General features: G+C 70.5%; 19 protein-coding genes and 1 pseudogene. 12 read left to right on the top strand and 8 right to left on the bottom strand.

Features of this window, described 5'->3' with window-relative positions; all coding sequences use genetic code 11:
* On the bottom strand, positions 1-996 hold a 996-nt coding region (locus IF22_RS0131225; RefSeq protein WP_030337939.1), incomplete at its 3' end, for a DUF222 domain-containing protein.
* A 189-nt stretch (positions 997-1,185) separates the two neighbouring features.
* On the opposite strand from IF22_RS0131225, the pseudogene IF22_RS33485 reads away from it, so the two are divergent.
* Positions 1,186-1,577, top strand: a pseudogene (locus IF22_RS33485) (transposase); the annotation flags it as partial.
* Positions 1,578-1,617: 40 nt separating this feature from the next.
* Here the strand turns inward: IF22_RS33485 and IF22_RS0131215 are convergent.
* Positions 1,618-2,013 (bottom strand): hypothetical protein, encoded by a 396-nt coding sequence (locus IF22_RS0131215; protein ID WP_245233789.1) that lies wholly within the window; start codon positions 2,011-2,013, stop codon positions 1,618-1,620.
* A gap of 287 nt (positions 2,014-2,300) precedes the next feature.
* Between IF22_RS0131215 and IF22_RS0131210 the strand changes: the two genes are divergently transcribed.
* Entirely contained in the window at positions 2,301-2,933 is a 633-nt protein-coding gene (locus IF22_RS0131210) for an MBL fold metallo-hydrolase (protein WP_030337937.1), read from the top strand.
* Positions 2,934-3,302: 369 nt separating this feature from the next.
* Here the strand turns inward: IF22_RS0131210 and IF22_RS34790 are convergent, their stop codons facing one another.
* Entirely contained in the window at positions 3,303-4,481 is a 1,179-nt protein-coding gene (locus tag IF22_RS34790; protein WP_245233788.1) for a chitosanase, read from the bottom strand.
* Positions 4,482-4,779: 298 nt separating this feature from the next.
* Here IF22_RS34790 and IF22_RS0131200 point away from each other — a divergent pair, with 298 nt between their 5' ends.
* The 3 genes from IF22_RS0131200 (at position 4,780) to IF22_RS35260 (ending at position 6,884) form a co-directional block, all read left to right on the top strand.
* Positions 4,780-5,379, top strand: a complete 600-nt coding sequence (locus IF22_RS0131200) for an RNA polymerase sigma factor (protein WP_081884194.1) — start codon at positions 4,780-4,782, stop codon at positions 5,377-5,379.
* On the top strand, positions 5,376-6,092 hold the full coding sequence (locus IF22_RS0131195) for a hypothetical protein (protein ID WP_030337934.1): 717 nt from the start codon (positions 5,376-5,378) through the stop codon (positions 6,090-6,092). The genes IF22_RS0131200 and IF22_RS0131195 overlap by 4 nt, the downstream gene beginning before the upstream one ends.
* 129 nt (positions 6,093-6,221) lie before the next feature.
* A complete protein-coding gene (locus IF22_RS35260) occupies positions 6,222-6,884 on the top strand; it encodes a hypothetical protein (RefSeq protein WP_051708896.1) in 663 nt (220 codons plus the stop codon).
* A 46-nt stretch (positions 6,885-6,930) separates the two neighbouring features.
* Here IF22_RS35260 and IF22_RS0131185 read toward each other — a convergent pair whose 3' ends face one another.
* Positions 6,931-8,556, bottom strand: a complete 1,626-nt coding sequence (locus tag IF22_RS0131185) for a glycoside hydrolase family 43 protein (protein ID WP_051708895.1) — start codon at positions 8,554-8,556, stop codon at positions 6,931-6,933.
* Between the two features lie 253 nt (positions 8,557-8,809).
* Here IF22_RS0131185 and IF22_RS0131180 point away from each other — a divergent pair, with 253 nt between their 5' ends.
* From IF22_RS0131180 to IF22_RS0131165, 4 genes are all read left to right on the top strand, one after another.
* A complete protein-coding gene (locus IF22_RS0131180) occupies positions 8,810-10,102 on the top strand; it encodes an extracellular solute-binding protein (protein WP_030337931.1) in 1,293 nt (430 codons plus the stop codon).
* A gap of 49 nt (positions 10,103-10,151) precedes the next feature.
* On the top strand, positions 10,152-11,150 hold the full coding sequence (locus tag IF22_RS0131175) for a carbohydrate ABC transporter permease (protein ID WP_030337930.1): 999 nt from the start codon (positions 10,152-10,154) through the stop codon (positions 11,148-11,150).
* Positions 11,147-11,980: a carbohydrate ABC transporter permease gene (locus tag IF22_RS0131170; RefSeq protein ID WP_030337929.1), complete on the top strand. Its 834-nt coding sequence runs from the start codon at positions 11,147-11,149 to the stop codon at positions 11,978-11,980. The genes IF22_RS0131175 and IF22_RS0131170 overlap by 4 nt, the downstream gene beginning before the upstream one ends.
* A gap of 88 nt (positions 11,981-12,068) precedes the next feature.
* Complete coding sequence (locus IF22_RS0131165; RefSeq protein WP_051708897.1) at positions 12,069-13,052, top strand: LacI family DNA-binding transcriptional regulator; 984 nt, start codon at positions 12,069-12,071, stop codon at positions 13,050-13,052.
* Between the two features lie 6 nt (positions 13,053-13,058).
* On the opposite strand, the gene IF22_RS0131160 is transcribed toward IF22_RS0131165, so the two are convergent.
* Complete coding sequence (locus tag IF22_RS0131160; protein ID WP_030337927.1) at positions 13,059-13,766, bottom strand: SanA/YdcF family protein; 708 nt, start codon at positions 13,764-13,766, stop codon at positions 13,059-13,061.
* 787 nt (positions 13,767-14,553) lie between these two features.
* Here IF22_RS0131160 and IF22_RS0131155 point away from each other — a divergent pair.
* On the top strand, positions 14,554-16,614 hold the full coding sequence (locus tag IF22_RS0131155; RefSeq protein ID WP_030337926.1) for a cellulose binding domain-containing protein: 2,061 nt from the start codon (positions 14,554-14,556) through the stop codon (positions 16,612-16,614).
* A 295-nt stretch (positions 16,615-16,909) separates the two neighbouring features.
* Here the strand turns inward: IF22_RS0131155 and IF22_RS0131150 are convergent, their stop codons facing one another.
* Complete coding sequence (locus IF22_RS0131150; RefSeq protein ID WP_245233787.1) at positions 16,910-19,702, bottom strand: M14 family zinc carboxypeptidase; 2,793 nt, start codon at positions 19,700-19,702, stop codon at positions 16,910-16,912.
* Between the two features lie 189 nt (positions 19,703-19,891).
* On the opposite strand from IF22_RS0131150, the gene IF22_RS34085 reads away from it, so the two are divergent.
* Positions 19,892-20,248, top strand: coding sequence for an effector-associated constant component EACC1 (locus IF22_RS34085; protein ID WP_051708894.1), 357 nt, complete (start codon positions 19,892-19,894; stop codon positions 20,246-20,248).
* 57 nt (positions 20,249-20,305) lie between these two features.
* Here IF22_RS34085 and IF22_RS0131140 read toward each other — a convergent pair whose 3' ends face one another.
* A complete protein-coding gene (locus tag IF22_RS0131140; protein ID WP_030337923.1) occupies positions 20,306-21,634 on the bottom strand; it encodes a glycoside hydrolase family 18 protein in 1,329 nt (442 codons plus the stop codon).
* Between the two features lie 145 nt (positions 21,635-21,779).
* Between IF22_RS0131140 and IF22_RS0131135 the strand changes: the two genes are divergently transcribed.
* Positions 21,780-22,664 (top strand): bile acid:sodium symporter family protein, encoded by an 885-nt coding sequence (locus IF22_RS0131135; RefSeq protein WP_030337922.1) that lies wholly within the window; start codon positions 21,780-21,782, stop codon positions 22,662-22,664.
* A gap of 54 nt (positions 22,665-22,718) precedes the next feature.
* On the opposite strand, the gene IF22_RS0131130 is transcribed toward IF22_RS0131135, so the two are convergent.
* Complete coding sequence (locus IF22_RS0131130; protein ID WP_030337921.1) at positions 22,719-23,138, bottom strand: PPOX class F420-dependent oxidoreductase; 420 nt, start codon at positions 23,136-23,138, stop codon at positions 22,719-22,721.
* Positions 23,139-23,247 lie beyond the last annotated feature (109 nt).

Here is a 23,247-nt window from a genome sequence, read left to right as displayed (position 1 = left end):
GCGCAGCACCAGGGCGCGTCGGAGGGGCCCGGTGATGAGGCGGCGTTGTCGGCCGAGGTCGAGTGGTTGGCCGGCGCCGTTGAGGACGGCGGGGAGGATGGCGGCGTCGCAGGCGAGGCGTCGCACGACCTCGGGGGTGAGGTGCAGGTCGGTGTCGAGGGTTCCGCCGCCCAATTGCCCGGTCAAGCCGTCGTAGCTGGTGGTGACGACGACCTGGGCCGGATCGCCGCCGTGCTCGGGCAGCTCGCCGGTGCGCAGGGCGAGGCGGCACACGTCGCTGAGGGCGTCGTGCCGGCGTTGCCCGGGAGTGCGCTGGTCGTCAGGGCCCGAGGGCGCGGTGAGGGGGTCGATGGCGGCACGGAGCAGCCCGGCGGTCTCGGTGTCGAGGATGCCGGTGAGTCGCAGCCGGCCGTCGGTCAGGGTGGAGAGGGTGAGGTGGCGGTCGCGGGTGGCGCGGCGGGCTTCGGCGTCGAAGGCGGCTTCGGCTGCGGCGTCGTCGAGGTCGGGGGCGACGTGGTCGAGGATGCGGGTGCTGAGTTTCCGCAGGTGGGTGGGGTCGAACTGGCCGGCCCAGTCGGTGAGCAGGCTGACGGCTTTGTCGGCGGCCTCGCGACCGGCGGCGGCGTGCACGGTGGTGGCGGTGTCGGTGATGACTTGGGCTTGGTCGACAGTGATCTGCCCGTCGGCGAGTGCTTGTCGGATGCCGGGGTGGGCGGTGTCGAGGGTGCTGGCGAGGTCGACGAGGCGGCGGGCGGCGGTGATGGTGAGGTGCAGGCGTTCGCGGAGCCACACCGTGGTGGAGGAGGCGCCGTGGGCGGTGGCGGTGCCGCGGCCGTCGAGCTCACGGATCAGGGTCAGCTTCACCGCGGCGAAACGTTGCTCGATGCGGTGTGCGGCGTCGAGCGCGGCGATCAAATCCTGCTCGGAAAGGGCCCAGGCGGCGGCGTCGACACACGCGGCGACCGCGTCGTCTGCCTGCGCCAACTCCTCGACCATGACCCGAGACTAGAACGTACGTACGACACTTTCAGTCATCATGATCGATTGACTGGGCGGCGGTCTATGGAGTGCATGAGCGCCGCAGCGAGGTCGTCGGACCGGCCGACCACTGCCGCACACAGCTCGCCTGGCCGATAATGATCCGCTGTGAGAGACAGCCGCTAGTGGGCTGTCCATGACCGGCGGGTGGTTGTCGGCCGCGAAGGGCTGCGGCAGCTGCTGCGTGACAACCAGGTCAGCTGGCGGCGCACCCGGACGTGGGAAGAGTCGAGGATCCGGACTTCGATGCGAAGCTGGACCGGATCGAGGAAGTGACCACCCGGTTCCCGCAGCGCTGCTTCGCGTTCGATCAGTTTGGGCCACTGTCGATCCGCCCGCACCACGGCGGCTCGTGGGCGCCACGGTCGGATCCGGACCGGCTGCCCGCGACCTACAAGCGCACGTGTGGGATCCGCTACTTCCACGGCTGCTACCGCTTCGCCGACGACCAGCTGTGGGGTGTGAACCGCCGCCGCGAAGGCGCAGATCACACCCTGTCTGCGCTCAAGTCGGTCCGCGCGCGGCGTTCCAGCACGGCCGCTTGACCGATCAGAGCCGATGACGTTCATGGATAGCGCACTAGCTGGCACGGCGCGGCCGGTGCAGCCAGGGAGCGACCGCGGGCGTCGCCGCGATCAGGGCGACCGCGAGCGCCGTGATCACCGCTTGCCCGACCCGGCCGGGCGTGATCCCCGGCATGGTGTCCAGCACGTAGTTGGCGTACCCGTTCGCTGCCGCGTCGCTGACGAACACGGCACAGCCGAGCAGCAGTCCTTCGATCCGGCGCAGCGCTAGCAACAGCGCCGCGAGCGGATCGAACACGGTCAGCGAGGTGTAGTACAGCATCAGCCAGGTGGGGGTGGACGGGCTGGGACCACCCGGCCGGACGCCAAGCAAATCTCCTAGGTGGACGATCGCGCCGTACCCGAGGACGCAGACGGTGACGATCACGACGACCCGAATCCACCGGGGCACGCCGGCCCACCGCCGAAGCGATGCCGGTCTCGCCGCGCCCACTGGCCCTCCGTTCCGGTCGGGCAGTGCACCGCCCGCGCCGCATCGATGCTAATGCGGTTCCACGGACGTCCGACCATGGCGCTGAACTGTGCGCAGGCACGATCAACGACTCAGGTGGCCACGGTCCCGCCCAGGGACGGCTCCGTTCGAGCTGGTTGTCACACTGTGGAACAGCCTGATCTCTGACACGGCCTGATCGAACAGGGCCCCCGCTTCGGGCCGTTCGTCGGTGCCATAGTGGGCGTATGCGTTTGATCAAATACGGCCACGCCTGTGTGCGCCTGGAGGCGGACGACCGGGTGCTGGTGATCGACCCGGGGACGTTCTCGGAGGCTGAAGCGCTCGACGGGGTCGACGAGGTGCTGGTGACGCACGAGCATCCCGACCATCTCGACATCGACAAGCTCGTGGCGGCGAGTCAGCGCAACTCCGCGTTCCGGGTGTACCTGCCGTCGGCAGCGATCGCGTCGGCCCCCGAGCTGGGCGGCGCGGCGGTCGCCGTCGACGCGGGACAGCGGTTCACGGCGGCCGGGTTCGCCGTCGACGTGGTGGGTGGGGCGCACGCCGAGATCTACGACGGTCTGCCGGGCTGCGCCAACGTCGGTTTCGTCGTCGACGGCACGGTCTACCACCCGGGCGACTCGCTGTTCGTCCCGCCGTCGCCGGTGGCGACGCTGCTCGTGCCGGCTGCCGCACCCTGGCTCAAGCTCAGTGAGGCGTTGGACTTCGTGCGGGCGGTACGGCCGGAGCGGGCGTTCCCGATCCACGACGCCACGCTCAACGAACTCGGCCAGGAGTACTTCGACGGCTGGTTGGACTTCAAGGGCGGCACCGAGTACGCGCGTATCCCGGTCGGGGAGTCGGTGACGATCCGCTAGGAGCGGGTTTCCAGAAACCGGCAGTCCGCGGGTGTCTCGTGATCGCTCCTGAAGGGGTGCGCGTGCGGCAGCGGTGGGCAAGAAGTTCCGGGCGTTCGACCCGGGCTGGCTCGACCACCCGCCACCGTCACACACTGCCGGACGGACAGCCGGCAACCGGCGATCACATCCACCCGGCCGGATACCCGTTACCGGCCCTCGCTCCTAGGGCCTGTTCCATAAGGACTGGCCGGCCTGCGGCGGGCCCGGACGACGACCGGCGGCGTTGCGGTTTCGTCTGGATACGACACCGGTATCCGGACGAAACCGCGCCTTGCCGGATTGCCGCCCGGACTCCGCATCGGCTCGACCGCCCTTATGAAACAGGCCCTACCCGATGCGGAACTGGTCGCCGTAGACGGCGAACACCAGCGGGGTGTTCAGGTTGAAGTTGCCGTTGTTGAGGAACACCCGCTGGGCGGTGTCGACGCGGGAGGTGTCCGAGTGGGCCGCCTCCTTCTTCATCTCGATGACCCGCTCGTCGAGGAAGGCGTTGAGCCAGGTCCGCTCGTCGCCGCCCTGGGCCGGCGGCTTGGCCCGGTTCAGGGCGCGGCTGCGGATCTGACGCATGCCCTCGTACCCGTGCATGACCGCCGCGTCGTAGTAGGCGAACTGGCCGAGCGCCCGGACCTGGTCGTTCTTGCCGTCGCGTACCGATGGGTTGAAGTAGACCCGGTCGCGTTCGGCCTCCTGGGCGGCCTGGAAGACCGGGTCGGTGGCGGCGGTCCGCCAGTCGCGGGGGAAGTTGGGGTCGAGGCCGGAGTGCGACGGGGTGCCGTTGACGGTGCGCAGCGCCGGCAGGTAGCCGGCGAGCACGTTGCCCGGCTTGGTGCGGGTGTACGCCTCGACCAGTTCGAGCATGTCGCCGGTGCCGGAGCAGAAGCCGATGATGCCGGCGGTGTAGCCGCGCCCGTCACCGATGTCCTCGATGTAGGAGAACTGCGCGCGCCAGTCGAGCGACGAGTTCTCCGCGGCCGAGACGAGTTGCATGGCGACGTCCTTCTTCGCCGGGTCGTCGAGGTTGGTGCCGCTCGGGTTGGTGGGCGTGGGGGTGGGGGTGCCGCCGCCCGGCAGGGTCCACCGCTGGTTCGTGGTGCCGCCACAGGTCCAGATCTGCAACCGGGCGCCGTTCGCGGTGCTCCGGTCGGTGACGTCGAGGCACTTGCCGGAGCCGGAGTTGACCAGGGCGCCGTTGCTGGCGGTCCACTTCTGGGCGCCGGTGTTGTTGCAGTCGTACAGCTGCACCTTGGCGCCGTTGGCGGTCGACGCGGCGGTCACGTCGAGGCACTTGCCGAGTGCCCGGATCGAGGTGTCGGTGTTGCCGACGGTCCACGTCTGGGCCGCGCTGCCGTTGCAGTCGTAGAGCTGGACGGCTGTGCCGTTGGCCGGGTTGGCGCCGGCCACGTCGATGCACTTGCCGCCGAGGCCGGTGATCGGGCCGGCGGTCGCGGCGCTCGCCGACGTTACGCCGTAGCCGACGGCGGCGACGCCGATCAGCAGGGCTCCCACGACGGATGCGGCTGTTCTCTGGTGAACCATGGTGTTCCTCGGGGAAGGGGCGGCGTGCCGCCGGCCGGTCGGTGACCCGGCGCGGAAGTTCGGCCCCGGCGGGCACCGCGAGCATCAGGAAACTGTATTAACAGATACCAGTACGTTGATTTCCCGTCAATCGACGACCGCGAGGCGTGACAGCGCCTGTTCACCCCGTCGTTGGCGGCGCGTCCATGCCGGTGGCTATCGTCGGGCCGTAACTGATCAACGGGCCGGTCCGTCGGAACCAGCACCGTCCGACGGACAGAAGATGGTCATGGAGTCGAGTCTGCGCGCCCGGGTGCGAGCCGGTGATCCCGGCGCGTTCGCCGAGCTGTTCGACGCGTACGCGCGCTCGGTGTACAACCACGCGTTCCGGCTGACCGCCGACTGGGCCACGGCGGAGGACGTCATGGCCGCCACGTACCTGCAAGCCTGGCGGTCCCGGGAGCGGGTCACCGAGGAGGGTGGGTCGCTGCGCCCCTGGCTGCTCGGCGTCGCCACCAACGAGGCCCGCAACCACACCCGCAGCAACCGCCGCTACCGCAGGGTGGCCGCCGCGCTGATCGCCGCCGACCTCACGGTGCCCGACCACGCCGACGAGGTCGCCGGCCGACTCGACGACCGCCGACGCATCGCCGCCGCGCTCGATGCGTTGGCCCGGCTGCGCCGCCCCGAGCGTGAGGTGCTGACCCTGTGCCTGTGGGAGGGCCTCGACTACGAGTCCGCGGCGGAGGCGCTGGGCGTTCCGGTCGGGACGGTGCGGTCCCGACTGTCGCGCGCGCGTGCCCGGCTCCGTACCCTCGTCGATGCCCCGCCGCGCGCCGCGCGAGCGCCGGTCGTGGACGCCTCGTTCGTGCGGGAGGTCAGCCGGTGAACGCGCCCGACCCGGCCGAGTGGGCGGAGATCGCCCCGCACCCCGGCGATCGCGACCTGCCGGCGGGCCGGCACGAGCTGCACCGCGACCGGTTGCTGACGGCGATCGCGCGGGAGTCGCGTACACGCAGCTCGCCCCGGGTGTTGCGGCGCCCGGCGCTCGCGCTGGCCGCGCTGGTCCTGGTCCTGGTCGCGGCGGCCGGCGCCGGGCTCGCCGTCAGCTCGGGCGACGAACCCCCGGCGGCGCTGCCGTCGCCGCAGGCGAGCCGCTCGGCCGCCCGCCTCCCGCCGCCGGGCGCGGTCGCCAAGATCCGGGCGTACGGCACGGTGCGCGAACTCACCGACTCGGCGGACCTGGTGGTCCAGGGTGAGGTCGTGTCGGTGGCGGACGGGCGGAGCGTCTACCGGGTGGCCGAGGTGCTCTACCGCGCCCCGGTCGCCCCGGTCTCCACGGAGATCACGGTGGGCACCGAATCGGCCGGGTCGCCCGGCCGGCCGAGCGTGCTCTACCTGGCCCTCAGCGACCCGCAGGCGCGCGTCTACGCCCCGCTCAGCGGCGACTTCGGGATCTTCGACCTCGCCGGGGAGACGGCCACCAGCCGGTCGTCGGCGATGTCGGTGACCGGTCTGCGGACCGAGGACGCCACCGGGGCGGGCCGCGCGTTCGTCACCACGCTGGCCGACCTCCGCCAGCTCGCCAGCGAGCGCGGCTGAGTCTGACAAAGCGCCGGCGAGCCCGAAAAGATGGAACCCGCCGCCCGGAGCGCACAGATAGAAGGCGTAAGCAGTGCCGCGTTCCGGGCGAGACGCCCCGGGACGGCACCGAGACGCAAGGAGCGTTCCATGGCAGTCGACCTGCGCCGTACCCGGTCTCTGGTGGCCACCGCCGCCGCCGTGCTCGCCGCGGCGGCGTTGTCCGCGTGCGGTAGCGCCGACGCCGACCAGGCCGCCGCACCCGCCCCGAGCAGCGCCGCCCCGAGCAGCGCCGCCCCGAGCAGCGCCGCCCCGAGCAGCGCCGCCCCGAGCAGCGCCGCAACGCCCAGCAGCGCCGCCCCGCCGATCAAGGGCAAGCTGCGCGGGTACGGCACCGTGCGGCAGCTCAGCGAGGCCGCCGACCTGGTCGTCCGGGGCGAGGTCGAGGCGGCCGGTTTCCGGGTCGACGAGGTGCTGCGCGCGGCGACCGGATCGACAGTGCGGGCCGGGGCGCGGATCACGCTCGCCAGCCTGCCCAGCGGTGTGCCGGACGCGGCGCACATGTCCACCCTGGAGGCGGGCCAGGTCGTGGTGCTCTACCTGGCCAAGGACCCGACGGCCCCGACGTTCCGGACGCTCAGCGGCGACTTCGGGGTGTTCGACGTGAGCGGGGCCGGCGCGGAGGCCGTCGCCGTGACCCGCTCGCAGGCCATGGCCGTCAGTGGTCTGCTCACCGAGGACCCGGCCGCGTCCGGCCACGGTTTCCGCACCACCCTCGGCCAGCTGCGCACTGTCGCCGCCCAGGTCAGGTAGGACGGGTGGGAACGCGGACGGCACCCGCCGAGTGCCGTCCGCGTGGTCACCGCTCCCGGTAGGTGGCGAGGTCGAAGTCGGCGTGTACGTCGCCGCCGCCCAGGCCCTGCACCCACAGGCCGAGGAAGGCCCCGGTGAAGCCCCACGCCGCCGGCTCACCGTCGATGATCAGCGCGGCGTGTTCGTCGGAGAGGATGGTCGCGTCCAGCTCGACAGGTAGCCGCTGCCAACCGGTGCCGAGGTCGTACTCGAAGCGCACCGCCGGTCCGTCGAAGACGGCCCGCAGTCCGACCCGGGTGACGCCGTCGACATCGACGCTCAGCTCGGGGTACGCGGTGCGCCGCCCGTTGTCGGAGCTGAGCAGCTCCAGCACCGTCCGCCCGTCGTCGGCCCGGGTCAGGTAGAGGTGGTGCCAGTTGAGGGTGTTGTAGTAGGCGGTGATCCCGGCGAGCTGGCGGTGGTCGGCCGGCGCGAACTCCACCACGGTCTCCAGCGAGCACTCCATCGCGCCGACGCGCCGCCCGACCAGGCTGGGTGCCTGTCGGCCGACCGGCGACTGCCCGCCGTGGATCCGCAGGTACGACGGGCGGCTGTGCAGGTCGACCCAGTCCGCGGTGGCCGGCCGTCGTAGCGTCGACCAGCAGCGGCCCAGCTCCGGGGCGTCGAAGTGGTCCGTCTCGGGCTCCGCCGGCCACGGGTGGGCGGGCAGATCGGGTGCGACGACCTCGTCCGCGGGCACCCCTGCGGCGACCCGCGGCCAACCGCCCGACGGCCACTCCACCCGCTGGATAGCGGTCTCCCGGCCCAGCACGCAGTTGCCCAGCGGCGAGTACGGTCGGCCGACCAGGTGGGCCAGGTACCACTCGCCGTGCTGGGTACGGACCAGGCTGCCGTGACCCGCCTTCTGCAACCGCAGCTCGGGTCGCCCGCAGGAGGTGAGCAGCGGCCCGTCCGGGTCCACCTGGTACGGCCCGAACAGCTCCCGGGAGCGCGCCATGGTGACCTGGTGCTCCCAGCTGGTGCCGCCCTCGGCGGTGATCAGCCAGTACCAGCCGTCGTGGCGGTACAGGTGTGGACCCTCGGTGAGCCCGGCCGGGGAGCCGGTGAACACGATGCGGGGGCTGCCGACCAGCCGGCGCGCGGCCGGGTCGTAGCGTTGGATCTCGATGCCGCCGAAGCGGTCACGGCCGGGTCGCCAGTCCGCGCTCATGCCCAGCAACCAGCTGGTGCCGTCGTCGTCGTGGAACAGCGACGCGTCGAACCCGCGCCCGTGCAGTGTCACCGGATCGGACCAGGGGCCGGTGATGTCCTCGGCGGTGACCAGGAAGTTCTGCGGATCCCAGTAGCCGCTGGCGAAGCTGGCCACGTCGCTGTAGACGAGGTGGAACAGACCGTCGTGGTACGTCAGATCGGGCGCCCACACCCCGTTGGAGTCGCCGCAGCCGCGCAGATCGAGTAGCCGCCGTTCGGTGATGATCCCACCGAGGCTGCGCCAGTTCACCAGATCGCGCGAGTGGTGCACGCGCACCCCCGGGTACCACTCGAAGGTCGAGGTGGCCAGGTAGTAGTCGTCGCCGACGCGCAGGATCGACGGGTCCGGGTGGAAGCCGGCGAGGACGGGATTGCGGATCGACCGGGCAGCGGTCGCCACGTCAGCGATGTCGGTCGACACGAGCGCTCCTCTCGGCGGGCGGTCTGCAACTTCCGGAAACTCGCGATCCGGGGCCATTGAAGGTCGTGCCTACGCTAGCCGGTCTTTTCGTATTAGGACAGAGGTATTGACCGGTGAGGCGACAGCTCGTAGCGTGCCGGCCATCGATCGGTATTACCGGCGAAGCATTGAAAGTTTCGGAGATCCGTGGATCCCCACAGGCCGGCTCGGCCGGCGTTCGAGCACCCCCCGTGAGTCCCCGAAGGGATGGATCATGACCACGTACCTTTCCCGTCGAACGCTGCTCGGTCTCGCCGGTGCCGGCGCCGGCGCCTGTCTGCTGAGCGCGTGCGGCGACGACGAGCCCAGCGACCCGAACGCCCCGCAGACCATCAACTGGTGGCACATCCAGAACACCGAGCCGATGCTTCCGGTCTGGGCGGCGCTGGCCAACGAGTACAAGGCCGCACACCCCAACGTCACCCTCGACATCCAGCCGCTGGAGAACGAGGCGTTCAAGGCCAAGCTCACCACCGCCACCCAGGCAGGTGACCCGCCCGACCTGTTCCAGTCCTGGGGTGGTGGCGTTCTCAAGCAGCAGGTGGACGCGGGCCTGGTCAAGGACATCACCGACGACGTGAAGCCGTGGATCGGGGGCCTGCTGCCCGCCGCCCTGGAGCCGTACACGATCGACGGCAAGATCTACGGTGTTCCGTTCGACATCGGCATGGTCGGTTTCTGGTACAACAAGGACCTCTTCACCCGCGCCGGCATCACCGCCGCGCCCACCACCTGGACGGGTCTGCTCGACGCGGTCCGTCAACTCAAGGCCGCCGGCATCACTCCGATCGCCCTGGCCGGCAAGGACAAGTGGCCGGCCCACTACTACTGGTCCTACCTCGCGATGCGCGTCGGCGGGGTGGGCGCGCTGCAGAAGGCCGTCGACGACAAGAACTTCGATTCGCCTGACCTCGTCGCCGCCGGCGATCGGCTGAAGGAACTCGTCGACCTGCAGCCGTTCCAGAAGGGGTTCCTCGGTGCGGCGTACGGGACGCCCGACGGCCAGGCCGCCGCCATGGGCAACGGCGGCGCGGCGATGGAGCTGATGGGGCAGTGGGCACCCGCGGTCCAGGCTTCCAGCTCCACCAGCAAGAAGGGCCTCGGCGACAAGCTCGGCTTCTTCCCCTTCCCCACTGTCGACGGTGGAAAGGGCGCCACGACTGAGGTGTTCGGCGGCGGCAACGGCTTCGCCATCGGCAAGGACGCCCCCGCCGCCACCGCCGACTTCCTGAAGTTCCTGCTCAGCGCCGACAACCAGCGTAAGTCGGCGCAGACCGGCGCGGTGCTACCGACGGTGCGGGAGGCCGCGACGGCCATCCCCGACGCCAACGGCAAGCTCCTCGCGGAGACCCTGGCCAGCTACACCGGCTTCCAGCTCTACCTCGACCAGGCGTACGCGCCGGCGCTCGGTTCGCAGATCAACGACAGCGTCGCCGAGTTGGTCGCCGGCAACAAGTCGCCCGCGCAGATCGTCAAGGACATCACGCAGGTGGCGAAGACCGTCTGACCGTGACCACCCACCCATCCGTAGCCGGAGAACCCCCTGTGGAGCAGGCATGACCAGGCCATCGACCGTGTCGGACGCCAGGCGCGGCGACCCGGCGACGGACCCGCCGGCACCGGGGCCGGGCACCGTGCGACAGCGCGGCCGCCAGCCCCGGCCGGGCCGCGGCGGCGTCCTCGCCATCTTTCTCACCCCAGCCCTGGTGCTGTTCCTGCTGCTGGTCGTCGCCCCCATCCTGGTGGCCAGCTACGCCAGCCTCTACAAGTGGAACGGCTTCGGGCTGCCGGAGAACTTCATCGGGCTGGACAACTACACCCGCGCCTTCCAGGACCCGACCTTCCGGGGTGACCTCTGGCGCGGCTTCGTCCTGGTGCTGCTGTCCCTGGTCGTCCAGCTGCCCGCGGCGTTGGCCCTGGCCATGCTGCTCAACCAGCCACTGCGGGGTCGCGCCGCGTACCGGCTGATCTTCTTCGCGCCGTACGTGCTCTCCGAGGTCACCACGGCCGTCCTGTTCGACCTGGTGTTCTCACCCAACCGGGGCCTGGGCGACGCGATCGCGACGTGGTTGAGCGCCGACGCCGGCACGGTCTTCGCCGACCCGGACACCGTGCTGTACGCCGTCTTCCTCGTGGTGTCCTGGAAATACTTCGGCCTCTACATGATGCTCTTCCTCGCCGCCCGTCAGGGCATCCCCAAGGAGTTGTCCGAGGCCGCGGTGACCGACGGCGCCTCCGCCTGGCAGGCGTTCCGGCACGTCACACTGCCCCTGCTCGGGCCGACGATCCGCATCAGCGTCTTCCTGTCGGTCATCGGCACCATCCAACTGTTCGACATGGTCTGGGTGCTCACCCGGGGCGGCCCGATCCACTCGTCGGAGACCATGGCCGTGACGATGTACGAGTACGGCTTCCGCCGCTTCGAGGTCGGCTACGCCAGCGCGATCAGCATCGTCATGTTCCTGCTGAGTCTCGTCTTCGCTCTCTTCTACCAGCGCATCGTCCTGCGCCGGGACACCGCGGGCGCGATCACCAACCAGGGAGGCCCGCGATGACCGTGAACCGCGCCCAGCGGACCCGCGGCCTCGTGCTGCACCTCGTCTGCGTCCTCGTCGGAGCACTCATCGTCGTACCGGTCTGGTTCGGCGTGCTCGGCGGCTTCAAGGACAACGGTCAGCTCTCCACCAATCCGCTGGGCTGGCCCGACCCCTGGCTGCCGTCGAACTACACGGACATCCTGACGTCCGAGGTGTTCTGGCGGCAGCTCGGCAACAGTCTGCTCATCGCCGTGAGCAGCACCGTCATCGTCGTCGCCGCGGCGGCGATGGCCGCGTTCGTCTTCGCGCGGTACGCCTTCCGGGGCCGCGAGTTTCTGGTGACCCTGTTCGCGATCGGCCTGATGTTCCCGTTCGCGGTGGCCATCCTGCCGCTGTTCGTCCTGCTGCGCGGCATGGGCCTGCTGGACAACCCGCTCGGTGTCATTCTGCCCCAGGCCGCCTTCGGGCTGCCGATCACCATCATCATCCTGCGCCAGTTCTTCCGCACCATCCCGGCGGAGATCGAGGAGGCCGCCGTCCTCGACGGCTGCGGCTCGTTCGGCTTCTTCTGGCGGGTCCTGCTGCCGATGGCCCGTCCGGCCCTGGCCACCGTCTCGGTGTTGGCCGTGGTGACCAGTTGGAACAACTTCATGCTCCCGCTGGTCGTCTTCACCGACCAGAGCTGGTGGACCCTGCCCGTCGGAGTGCAGGCATTCCAGGGCCAGTACACCGCCGAGACCGCACGGGTGCTCGCCTACGTCGTGCTGTCGATGGTGCCGGCCCTGGGTTTCTACGCGGTGGCCGAACGCCAACTCATCGGCGGCCTCACCGGCAGCGTCAAGGGATGACAGCACACCACCGCGAGCAGACCTGACGTTTCCAACAGGAGGCAGGGGGACCGTGGGCACAGCGAACGGCCGAAACGTCACCATCGCCATGATCGCCCGGTTGGCCGGAGTCTCCGTACCCACCGTCTCCCGGGTCATCAACGGCCGCTCCGACGTCGCCCCCGACACCCGGGAACGCGTCGAGGCGCTCCTCAACCGGCACGGCTACCGCCGCCGTGCACCGGCCCGGCGGACCGACGCCGCCCTGATCGACCTGGTCTTCAACGACCTGGACAGCCCGTGGGCGGTGGAGATCATCCGGGGGGTGGAGGACGTCGGCCAGGCCAGCGGCGTCGGCACCGTCGTGTCGGCCATCCACTGGCGGATGTCCTCGGCCAAGCAGTGGCTCGACAACATGCGTACGCGCTCCACCGAGGGCATCATCTTCGTGACCTCGATGGTGAACCCGCCGTTGCAGGCCGAGCTGCGTCGGCTGCACCTGCCGGTCGTCATCATCGACCCGGCCGGGGTCGACCCGCAGGAGTCACCCACCATCGGCGCCACCAACTGGGCGGGCAGCCTCAGCGCCAACCAGTACCTGATCAACCTGGGTCATCGTCGCATCGGCTTCATCGCCGGCCCGCCGCACCTGATGTGCAGCCGGGCCCGCATGGACGGTTACCGGGCCGCCCTCGGCGCCGCGCGTATCCCCATCGACGACGCCCTGATCCGGCCGGGAAACTTCTACCACGAGTCCGGCTTCACCGCGGGTATACAGCTGCTGAGCCTGCCCGACCCACCCACCGCCATCTTCGCCTCCAGCGATCAGATGGCCCTCGGCGTCTACGAGGCGGTCCGCAAACGCGGCCTGCGGGTGCCCGACGACGTCAGCGTGGTCGGCTTCGACGACCTGCCGGAGGTGCGGTGGTGCTCGCCGCCGCTGACCACCGTCCGTCAACCCCTGGCCGAGATGGGCATGCTGGCCGCGCGTACCGTGCTGCGCCTGGCCAGCGGCGAGCGGACCGAGAGCCCCCGGGTGGAGCTCGCCACCGAACTCATCGTCCGCGACAGCGTCGCACCTGCCCGGTCGTGATCCTGCTCAGTCGACCCGCAACGCGTCGTCGACGCCCGTCTCGCGGCGGCCCAGGTGCGCCGGATCCCGACCGGAGAGCAGGTCCAGCGCGGCCTTCAGGCAGGCGCCGTTCTCCCGGGAGGAACTGAACCACCACGTCTGGGCGTACCGCTTCGCGCTGTCGTCGCCCACCCCATTGGCGTCGATGCCGAGCCGCCGGCACAGCGCCACGGCGCGCGGAAGATGGAAGGACTGGGTCACCACTGTGGCTCGCCGCACCCCGAAGATCCGCTCGGCCCGCGCGCACGAGTCGTAGGTGTCGAATCCGGCGTAGTCCGGCACCACCTTGTGTGCTGGCACGCCCCGCTCCACCAGCCAGCTCCGCATCGCGGCGGGCTCGTTGTAGTCGGCGTTCATGTTGTCGCCCGACACGAGGATCGCCCGAACCTTGCCGGCGTCGAACAGTCGCCGCGCGATCTCCAACCGGGCCGCGAGGACGGGGGAGGGTATGCCGTCCGCGTCCACCTTGGTGCCCAGCACCAGCGCGACCGGCGCGTCCGGCACCTCGGCCTCGGCGTAGAGATGGCCGTCGGCGATGTCGCGGATCCACGTCACGCTGGCCACGGTGCCCCCGGCCAGCGCCACCGCCCCCACCACGAGCGCGAGCACCGCACAGCGGGCCAACCGCCGATGCTCCGCGTACCACCGCCTGGCCGCCCCGAATCGTCCCCGCATGCCGCAAGGCTATTCCGCCGGTGCGCGCGGCGGTCGACCGCGTCGCCGTCGACCTGATGCCGCGCCGTCCCGCCGAAACACCACCACCGCAGCAGCCAACAACGGCAGTTGTCTATGGACAATCGCTCACTGTTAGCGTTAACGTTACGGACAGTCGTCGGTACTCGAACGACCTCGGGCCGCGGTGACGGAGTTGTCGCCAGTGACAGTGACCCGCGGCGTGACGGACGACGATCGTGGCGTGGGGCGGGTGGCACGCGGCCGGCGCGAGACGGCCCGAGACCACCACCGGGCGACCCGCGCGCCACGCGGCCGAGGCATGAACGGCCACCGGGAATCCAGGGCAGCGCAGCAGCCGGGACAGTCGTGCGACGACAACCGGCCGCCCGCCTGTCAGCGCGCACCGCTGAGCAGCGGCCCACCCCTGGGCCGCCCCTGAAGACGACCGTCGGTCCCGGCCCTGGCCGCCCGGGTCGCGTCCCGCTGTTCGGAGTCCGGGCCCGAACAGCGGGACGCCACCCAGTGGCGGCGACAACCGACGGGGTACGCCGACGGCGGTCAGCCTGTCGCACCTTGAGATTGTCCAGCCGCCAGTGCCATTGTGGTACGTCGATGAAGCCGCGCGCGGGCTGACCTCCGTCCACTGGGCAGCCGGGATCCAGATGCGATCCCGGGGGACGGTGACACAAGCGATGGGCCAACGAAGGCCAATCGTCCACGAGCTCGCCCGTGCCCGCGTCGCACAGTGACTGGCGGGGCGGCTCACCTGCGCGAAGGAACCCCGCCCATGCGTACACCGAAGACCCGTGCGGCACTCCTGGCGGGCCTGCTGCTCGCCGCGAGCGCGCTCGCGGGCGTCAACCCGCCATCCGCCAGCGCGGCAGCCGACCCGGTCACCGTTACCGTCAACACCCGCGCCGGTCTGGCGACCGTGCCGGACACCGCGCTCGGCGTCAACCACGCCATCTGGGACGCGAACCTCGGCACCGCCGAGACATCGGACCTGCTCCGCGACGCCGGCGTGCAGATGATGCGCTACCCCGGCGGCTCGTACGCCGACATCTACCACTGGAAGGACCACACCGCGCCCGGCGGTTACGTCGCACCGGGAACCGACTTCGACACCTTCATGGCGGCGGTCCGGCGCGCCGGCGCCCAACCGATGATCATTGCGAACTACGGCACCGGCACCCCCGCCGAGGCCGCCGACTGGGTGCGGTACGCCAACGTGACGAAGGGCTACGACGCCCGCTACTGGACCGTCGGCAACGAGAACTACGGCAACGGCCACTACGGGTCCGCCTGGGAGGCGGACAACCACCCGGACAAGAGCGCGACACAGTACGCGAGGCTGGTCGTCGAGTACGCCGACGCGATGAAGGCGGTGGACCCGAGCGTCAAGGTCGGGGCGGTGTTGACCATGCCGGGCAACTGGCCGGACGGGATCACCGCCGGCAGCGACCCCGGCCCGTGGAACCAGACGGTGCTCTCCATCGCCGGCCCGAAGATCGACTTCGTGGACGTGCACTGGTACCCGGGCGGCACGGCAGCCGAGTCGCTGGCCCGCGTCAACCACCTCCCCGACGCCACCTACCTGCTGCGGCAACAACTCGCGCGGTACGCCGGTGCGAACGCCGACCGTATCGGCATCAGCTTCACCGAGCTGAACGTCGACGCGGGCCGGACCACCCAGCCGGCGGCACTCTTCCTGGCCGACGTATACAGCGGGCTGCTGGAGAGCGGCGTCTTCACCGTTCAGTGGTGGAACGTGCACAACGGCATGGGCACCGTGACGCAGGTGGCCGGCCAGACCGACTACGGCGACTTCGGGATGCTCTCCAGCGGCGCCTGCACCGAGGACGGCTCGGTCTGCCAGCCGCCGCTGAACACGCCCTTCGCGCCGTACCACGGGCTGCGCATGATGAAGCTCTTCGCGACGCCCGGCGACCAGTTCGTCCGCGCCGGCACCGACGAGCCGCTGGTCACCGCGCACGCCGTCCGCCGGGCCAACGGTGACCTCGCCGTGCTGCTGGTGAACAAGGACCCGGACAACGACCACCCGGTCACCATCGACTACGCCGGGTTCACCCCGTCGGCGGTCGCACCGACGGTGTCCACCCTCACCAACGGCGCCACCGGCATCGCGACCGGCCAGTCCGGTTCGGCGACCAGCCGCACGCTGCCGGCGTACTCGTTGACCACGATCGTGCTGCGACCGGCCGGCACGTCCGCCGGACGGCCCTCGACGCCGGGCCAGCCCACCGCGAGCGGCGTCACCGACCGCGCCGCGACGATCACCTGGCCGGCGGCCACACCGGGTGGCAGCCCCATCGCCAAGTACGAGGTGTACCGGCACAACGGCGCGGTCAGCGAGCAGTTCGGCGAGACGGCGTCCACCTCGTTCACTGTCGACAACCTGGTGCCGGGCAGCAGGTACACCGTCAATGTGCTGGCCCGCGACACCGCCGGCCGGGTCTCCTGGTCCTCACCGCCGCTGACCTTCGCCACCGGCAGCCCCGCCGCCAGCGCGTGCACCGTCCGTTTCACCACCGCCAACGACTGGGGCAACGGCTACATCGGTGGCGTCGACATCACCAACAACGGGACGAAGCCAATCAGCGGCTGGACGCTCACCTGGACCTGGCCCACCGGCTGGCAGCAGGTGAGCAGCGGCTGGAGCGCCACCTGGGAACAGGTCGGCACCGCCGTGCGGGTCACCCCGACCGACGACAACCGGCAGATCGCCGTGGGTGCCACAGTGAGCGCCGGTTTCGTCGGCGCGTACAGCGGCCCGAACGTGCTGCCCACCGCGTTCACCCTCAACGGCACTGTCTGCGCGACCGGGTGACCGAGCTGATGCCTGTCGCGTTCGTCGACCTGGGCACATGTCGTCCGATCGTCGGAGGGCGACGTCCTGGGTAGCGACGCTTTGGAGCTGATGCCGCAAACGAATCAGGACAGGTGACAGCCGTGGGGTCAGCGGGGTCGGTCCAGGGGTCAGCTGATTCGTTGACGGCATCAGCTCCACAGGGGCACAAGTCCACCCGCAGTGGTCCCGGCGGCAGCACCTGACCAACCCCGGAACCCACCGAAACGCCCGCCCCCGATACGTGGGGACGGGCGTTTCGGCGTGCGGGGCTACGTCAGGCGACCACCGACCGCAGTGGCACCCCGGCGTCGCGCAGGGCGCGTACCAGATCGTTCGCGAACGGGTGCTCGTCGACCTGGAGGCCCTGCGGGTTCGGGATCACGACGTACGCCGAGCCGTTCTTCGTGGACGCCTGCGCGTCGGTGCTGAAGCGTTCGACGATCGCCCGGGTGCGGGGCAGGTCGCCGGCCGCGACCTGGATGGTGATCGGTCGCCAGCCGCCGCCGAGGTCCGGCACCACGGGCGCGGCGGCGGCGCTGGCGCGCGCCGCGTCGACACCGGCCGAGCGCCGGGCGTCCGGGGCCGCGCCCGCCGGGTAGAGCAGCGCGTTGGCCACCAGGTGCAGACCATTCTCGTTGTACGCCCGGAAGAGCGGGTTGAACGCGAACAGCACCGCCCGACCGGCGCCGGTCGGCTCGTCCACCACCGCCGCGGTGCCCTTGAGGGTGTCCGCGCCGACGGTGTAGCCGTTGGCCCAGAACGTGTCACCGGTCGGATAGCTCAGCACGTTCGTCCCGGTGGTGCTCGGGGTGAGGATCGGGTCGCTGTTGTTGAACTCGAAGTCCTCCGCCGGGCGACCCGACGCGACCGGGCTGTCGGTGTCGACGTCCACCCGCAGGTGTGAGCCGATCACCAGGTAGTCGGCCGGCTTCGTCTTCTCGGTGGTGGAGGTGAGCCCGGCGGCGCGGGCCAACCGGGTGCCCTCGTTGCGCAGCCCGACGTAGGTGTGGCCCTGGGCGATCCACTCGCGCAGGTTGGCCTGGCCGGCGGCGGTCAGACCGCCGGTCGGGCTGCTGCCGTCCGGCACCACCAGCACGGTACGCCCGGTGAACGCGGCGGTGTTGTCGTTGATGTCGGCAGTGGTGACCGGCTTGAGGTCCAGGCCCCACCGCTTGCCGAGCACGTAGCGCGCCTCGCCGTGGGAGCCCGACGTGGTGGAGATGCCGGTGCCCTGGAAGAGCCCGACGTCGGGCAGGTCGAGGCGGGTGCCGGTCGGCCGACCACCCGGGGTGAGGCTGACCCCGAGGGATTCGGCCAGCCCGTCCACGCTCCGGCTCACAGTGGCGGCCGGGATGGCGACAGTGCTGGTCGTGAGGTCACGGACCAGGGGTACGCCACGGCCGAGCAGGCTGAAGGTGAACTCCGCGGCGGCGGCCGAGTCGAGCGGGTACGTGTACGAGCCCCACGGCCACGCCGCGCCGGTGCGACCACCGGAGACCTTCCGGACCAGCTCGGCCTTCGGCTTGACGGTGTCGCCGGTGTAGATGGCCGAGACACCCATCAGCAGCGGGTTGCTCCAGGACGACACGTCGTAGAAGTACGGGAACGGCACGTACGGGTCCTCGCCCATGACGGCCTGGATCCAGTGCTTCTGCGGCTGGTCCATCGGGATCCAGTACGCGCCAACGGGCACTGTCACGTTGGTGGCGGTGCGCCCGCCGAAGACCCGCGCGGTGGGCACCCGGGTCGGTTTGCGCACCTCGTACACCTCGACGTCCATCCGGCGCAGCCGCTCGACGAGTTGGCGGACGTCGGCGAGCTGCCGGTCGGGCAGCAGGAAGTACGAGCGGACCTTGACGTCCGGCACCGGGAACTGGACCTCGTTGGTGGGCTGCACCACCTCGTTCGGCTCCAGCGTGCCCGCCCTGCCCTGGGCGAGCGCGTCGGTCCAGATGTCGAAGTAGCCGTCCAGCACCTCACGCTTGTGCGCGGCGGCCCAGCCGAGCGTCGACCACTGGGTGTGGAACTGCTGCTGGACCCGGTCGGCCACCGCCGACGCGCTGCCCTTCTCGTACGTCATGCCGGCCGCGCCGAAGCCGGTGGTCGGCACCGTGTCGCCGTAGCCCATGAAGAACATGTCGTACGTGTCGTAGTTGAAGTAGCACTCGGTGGTGACGGTCTCGTCGCAGGCCCCGTTGAAGCCGAAGCCGGCCTTGTTGGCCTCGCCGATCCGGTTGATCCAGTCCACCGCCTCGCCGGCGATCTCGTGGTGGATCGGGTCGGCGTTCGGCGGGAAGAAGTACTGCCGGCCACCCATCTCGTGCGCGTCGATGAAGACCTGCGGCGGGTAGCGGCGCAGCAGCTCGAGCTTGCCGTCGGTCTCCTGCTGGGTGCGGGCGAACCAGTCCCGGTTCAGGTCGAAGCCGAACTCGTTCTGCCGCCGGGTGGCGTCGCGGCCGTCCGGGTTCTGGGTGGGGACGATGATGGTGACCAGGTTGTCGTTGCGCTCGGCGACGGCGCAGGACAGGCCGGCCGCCAACTCGTACAGCGTCTTGAGCGCCGCGTCCGCACCGCTCTTCTCGCCGCCGTGCACGTTCGCGGTGACCCAGACGATGGCCGGGCTGTCCTTCGCCGTCCGGGCGGCCGTCCGCGCGCTGGTTCGGCGCGGGTCACGCAGGTCCCGGACGTCGTCGGCGATCTGGCGCAGCGCGGCGGGCCGTACGTGACGTTCGTTGGACACCACCGCGTACGGCAACGGTTGGCCGAGCACGCTGGTGGTCATCACGCCGGTGACGACCCGGTTCGAGGCGCTGTCGACGGCCCCGAGGTAGGTGCGGACCTCGTCGTTGGTGACGACCCGCTCCTGACCCGCGCCGAGCGGGAAGCCGAGCACGGTCTCCGGGCTGGGCACGGTGCCCAACCGGGCGGTCGGGTCGTCGCTGCACCGGGAGGGCGGGGCGGCGCTCGCGGAAGGTGTGCCACCGAGCAGGGGAGTCGTGCCGAGCAGGAGGGCGATCGTGGCGGCACTCGCCAGGCGTCTGGCGGGGACCTTCCGGAATGGACGCATCGATGGGGCCATGAGTCGTGTTTCCCTTCTCGGGCACAACCTCGCAGTGGCCGGAGCCTATGAATCGTCGACACGGCGGTCAAGGCTTGATCGATATTGCTGACTACACGGCGTGCCGGTCCCGACGCGGACTGGCAGGATGGGTGGCGCGGGTTTGTCGTCGCCTGGGAGGAGGAGACGTTGCCAGAGATGATCACGCTCTCGATCCATCCGGATCTTCCGTCCGCCGCCGCGCGGCGTTCGCTGGCGTCCTGGCTGCGTGCCGAGGAGCGGCTGCGGGAGCTGGTGACCACGACGTCTCCCGAGGGGGCGTCGGCGGGCCACCCGGACGTCCTGCAGGTGGCGGCCAGCGACGCGGGCACCGCCATGGTGCTCATCCAGGCCGTCGCCGCCTGGCTGACCCACCGCCGCGAGGATGTGACGGTGACGCTCACCCGGCCCGACGGTTGGTCGGCCGAGGTGGACATACACCGCGCTCGAGACATGGACCAGGTGACCGCGCTCATCGAGGCGGCGGTGCGCGCGGTGACCGCCCCGCAGAGCTAGCCGGCCCGCCGCCGGCCGAGGAGTCGGTCGGCGGCGGGCCGCAGGGAGCGGGTACGCCTACCAGGTCGTCAGACCGAGGCCGATCGTCTTGGTCAGGGTGGCGTTGTCGTCGTCGCCGTCGAGCGACCAGATCATGGCACCGGCGAGGCCGGCCCGTCGGATGTAGAGCGTCTTCTGCAACACCACCGCCGGGTCGTCGTAGGTCCACAACGTCGTACCGTCGAACAACCAGGCGTGCCCGGCGCGCAGGTCGCGGTGCACGGTGTAACCGTTGCCGGCCAGCGTCTTGAGCTTCTTGTAGTCCTCGTACCCGGCTTCGAAGGTGGCCGGCGCGGGCCCGGTGGCCGGCTGGAACAGGCCGTTGCCGCCGCCGGTGATGCCGGTCCAGCCGCGACCGTAGTAGGGGATGCCGAGCACGAGCTTGTCCCGTGGCGCGCCACGGGCGATCCACCCGTCGATGGCCACCTCGACGGAGAAGTCCGGGTTGTCCGGGGCGCCCGCCGGGACGCGAAGCGCCGACTGCTGGTTGGCCCGCGCGTCCCAGCCGCCGTGGAAGTCGTACCCCTGCACGGTGGCGAAGTCCAGGTACTTGAAGATCTTGCGGCCCTCGTAACCGGCGTCCATGGTGGCCGGGCTGGCCGGCAGGAACGCGGTCAGCGGGTGGTGCGCGCGGGTCGTGCGCCCGTACGCGTCGAGTTGCCGGCGGAACTCGGCGAGCAGTTTGGTGAAGTTCTCCCGGTCCTCCGGGCGGATGACGTTGCCGGGCTCACCCTCCCAGTTGGGCCACTCCCAGTCGAGGTCGATGCCGTCGAAGACGCCGGCGGCGGCGCCCGGGGTGCTGCCCGGGAGGTTGCCCCTGAGGTAGAGGTCGATGCAGGACGTGACGAACGCCTTGCGGGAGGCGTCGGTGCGGGCGGCGTTCGAGAAGTACGTCGACCAGCTCCAGCCGCCGAGCGAGATCAGCACCTTCAGGTCGGGGTGCTTGGCCTTGAGCTTGGCGAGCTGGTTGAAGTTGCCGTTGAGCGCCTGGCCGGGGGCGTCGGCGACACCGTCGACGCTCTCCTCGGCCGGGACGGGTCGCTGGTAGTCGGCCCAGGCGTCGCCCTCGCCCGGCCCACCGTCCACGAAGCAGCGACCGTCCTCGCTGACGTTGCCGAAGGCGTAGTTGAGGTGGGTGAGGCGGCTCGCCGCCCCGGAGGTTTCGAGCTTCTTGACCGGGAAGGCCCGGCCGTAGATGCCCCACTGGGTGAAGTAACCGACCCGGTGGTAGCCGGTGCGGCGCTGGTTGTTGTCACCGGCGCTGGCGACGGTGGGCGGAGCGGCGGTGACCAGCAGTGTCGCCAGGGCGACGACGGCGGTGAGACGGCGGTGGCGCAATGGTCGCATCGGCACACTCCCACGAGACATCAGACAGAATTAGTAAAGAGAGTTATCTGATTGATGAAGTTAAGCCGGTCACCGTCCGGGGTCAAGAGCCGCCAGCCACATGGGGGATTGTGACGGCGTTACCGGGTGGTAACGATGTTGTGCCATGGACTCCGCCGTGACTCTGATCGGACTACCCGTCGCCCTCGGCATCATCATGCTCGGTCTCGGTCTCGGACTGACCATGGCGGACTTCCGCCGGGTGGCCCACCACCCCCGAGCCGCCGTCATCGCCCTGGTCTGCCAGGTGCTGGTGCTGCCGGCGCTCTGCTTCTGCCTCGTCCTCGCCTTCGACCTGGCACCCGAGCTGGCCGTCGGCATGATGTTGCTGGCCGCCTCTCCGGGCGGCACCACGGCCAACCTCTACAGCCACCTGTTCGGCGGCCACGTGGCCCTGAACATCACCCTGACCGCCATCAACTCGGTGCTCGCCGTGTTCACCCTGCCGATCCTGGTCAACCTGTCGGCGGCGTACTTCCTGCCCGACGGGCGCAGCATCGGCCTGCAGTTCGACAAGGTGCTGCAGGTCTTCGCCATCGTGCTCGTCCCGGTCGCGATCGGCATGCTCATCCGGGCACGGATGCCGCAGGTGGCCGAGCGGCTGAACCGCCCGGTCCGGATCCTGTCCGTCGTCGTCCTCGTCGCGGTGATCGCCGGTGCGGTGCTCGGCGAGCGGGAGAACATCGCCGACTACTTCGTCTCGGTCGGCCTGGCCGTGCTCGCCTTCAACCTGCTCAGTCTCGCCATCGGGTACGGGGTGCCGCGCCTCGCCGGTGTGGACCGCAGCGCCGCGACGGCCGCCGGCTTCGAGATCGGCATCCACAACAGCACCCTGGCCATCACCATCGCGCTCAGCCCGGCGCTGCTCAACAGCACCCAGATGGCGATCCCGGGCGCCGTCTACGGCATCGTCATGTTCTTCACCGCGGCGGCCTTCGGTTACCTGGTGACCCGGGCCGGCGCCCGGTCCGCCACCGCCCTGACGCCCTGACGGCCGCTGCCCGCTCTCCCCGACGGCCGGGCCAGGGCGAGCGGGCGGCAACTCTCAGCCGACCTGGTTGTTGTCCTTCTGCGCGCCCCAGCCGTGCCAGCGGTCGATCTCGATCAGGGCGCTGACCCGGGCGCGCTCTCGCCGTGGGTACGCGTTGCCCGTGTAGTGCTTCGACAGCCGGTCGATGTCCGCGAGGCCCTCGTCGGGACGCAGTTCGGTGACGTGCCCGATGATGCTGACGTGGGTGTACCAGCCGGCCTCGTCGAGAACGGTGAGCGACACCCGGGGGTCGTTGCGGACGTGCTCCAGCCGGCGGCGGCTCTCGTCCATGTTCACCAGGATCCGGCCGTCCTCCCACAGGTACCAGGTGGCGGCGGAGACCGGCTGGCCACCGTTGCGCAGGGTGGTCATGACGGCGGGGTTCGGCTTCTGGAGCATGGCGACCGCGGCCTCGGGAAGCGGTGGCTTGGACATGAAGTCTCCTCGTCGCGACAACGTTTACCCCTGCACGTTACGCACCCGCCGGCCCGATCGCGCTCGGATCGTGATCACGGCGTGGCGGGCACCCGGCTGCCGGAGCGAC

The organism is Micromonospora parva, from assembly GCF_000718515.1.
Taxonomy (GTDB): Bacteria; Actinomycetota; Actinomycetes; order Mycobacteriales; family Micromonosporaceae; genus Micromonospora; species Micromonospora parva.
Note: the sequence above shows the minus strand (reverse complement) of the source record. Positions and strands in the feature narration are given on the sequence as shown.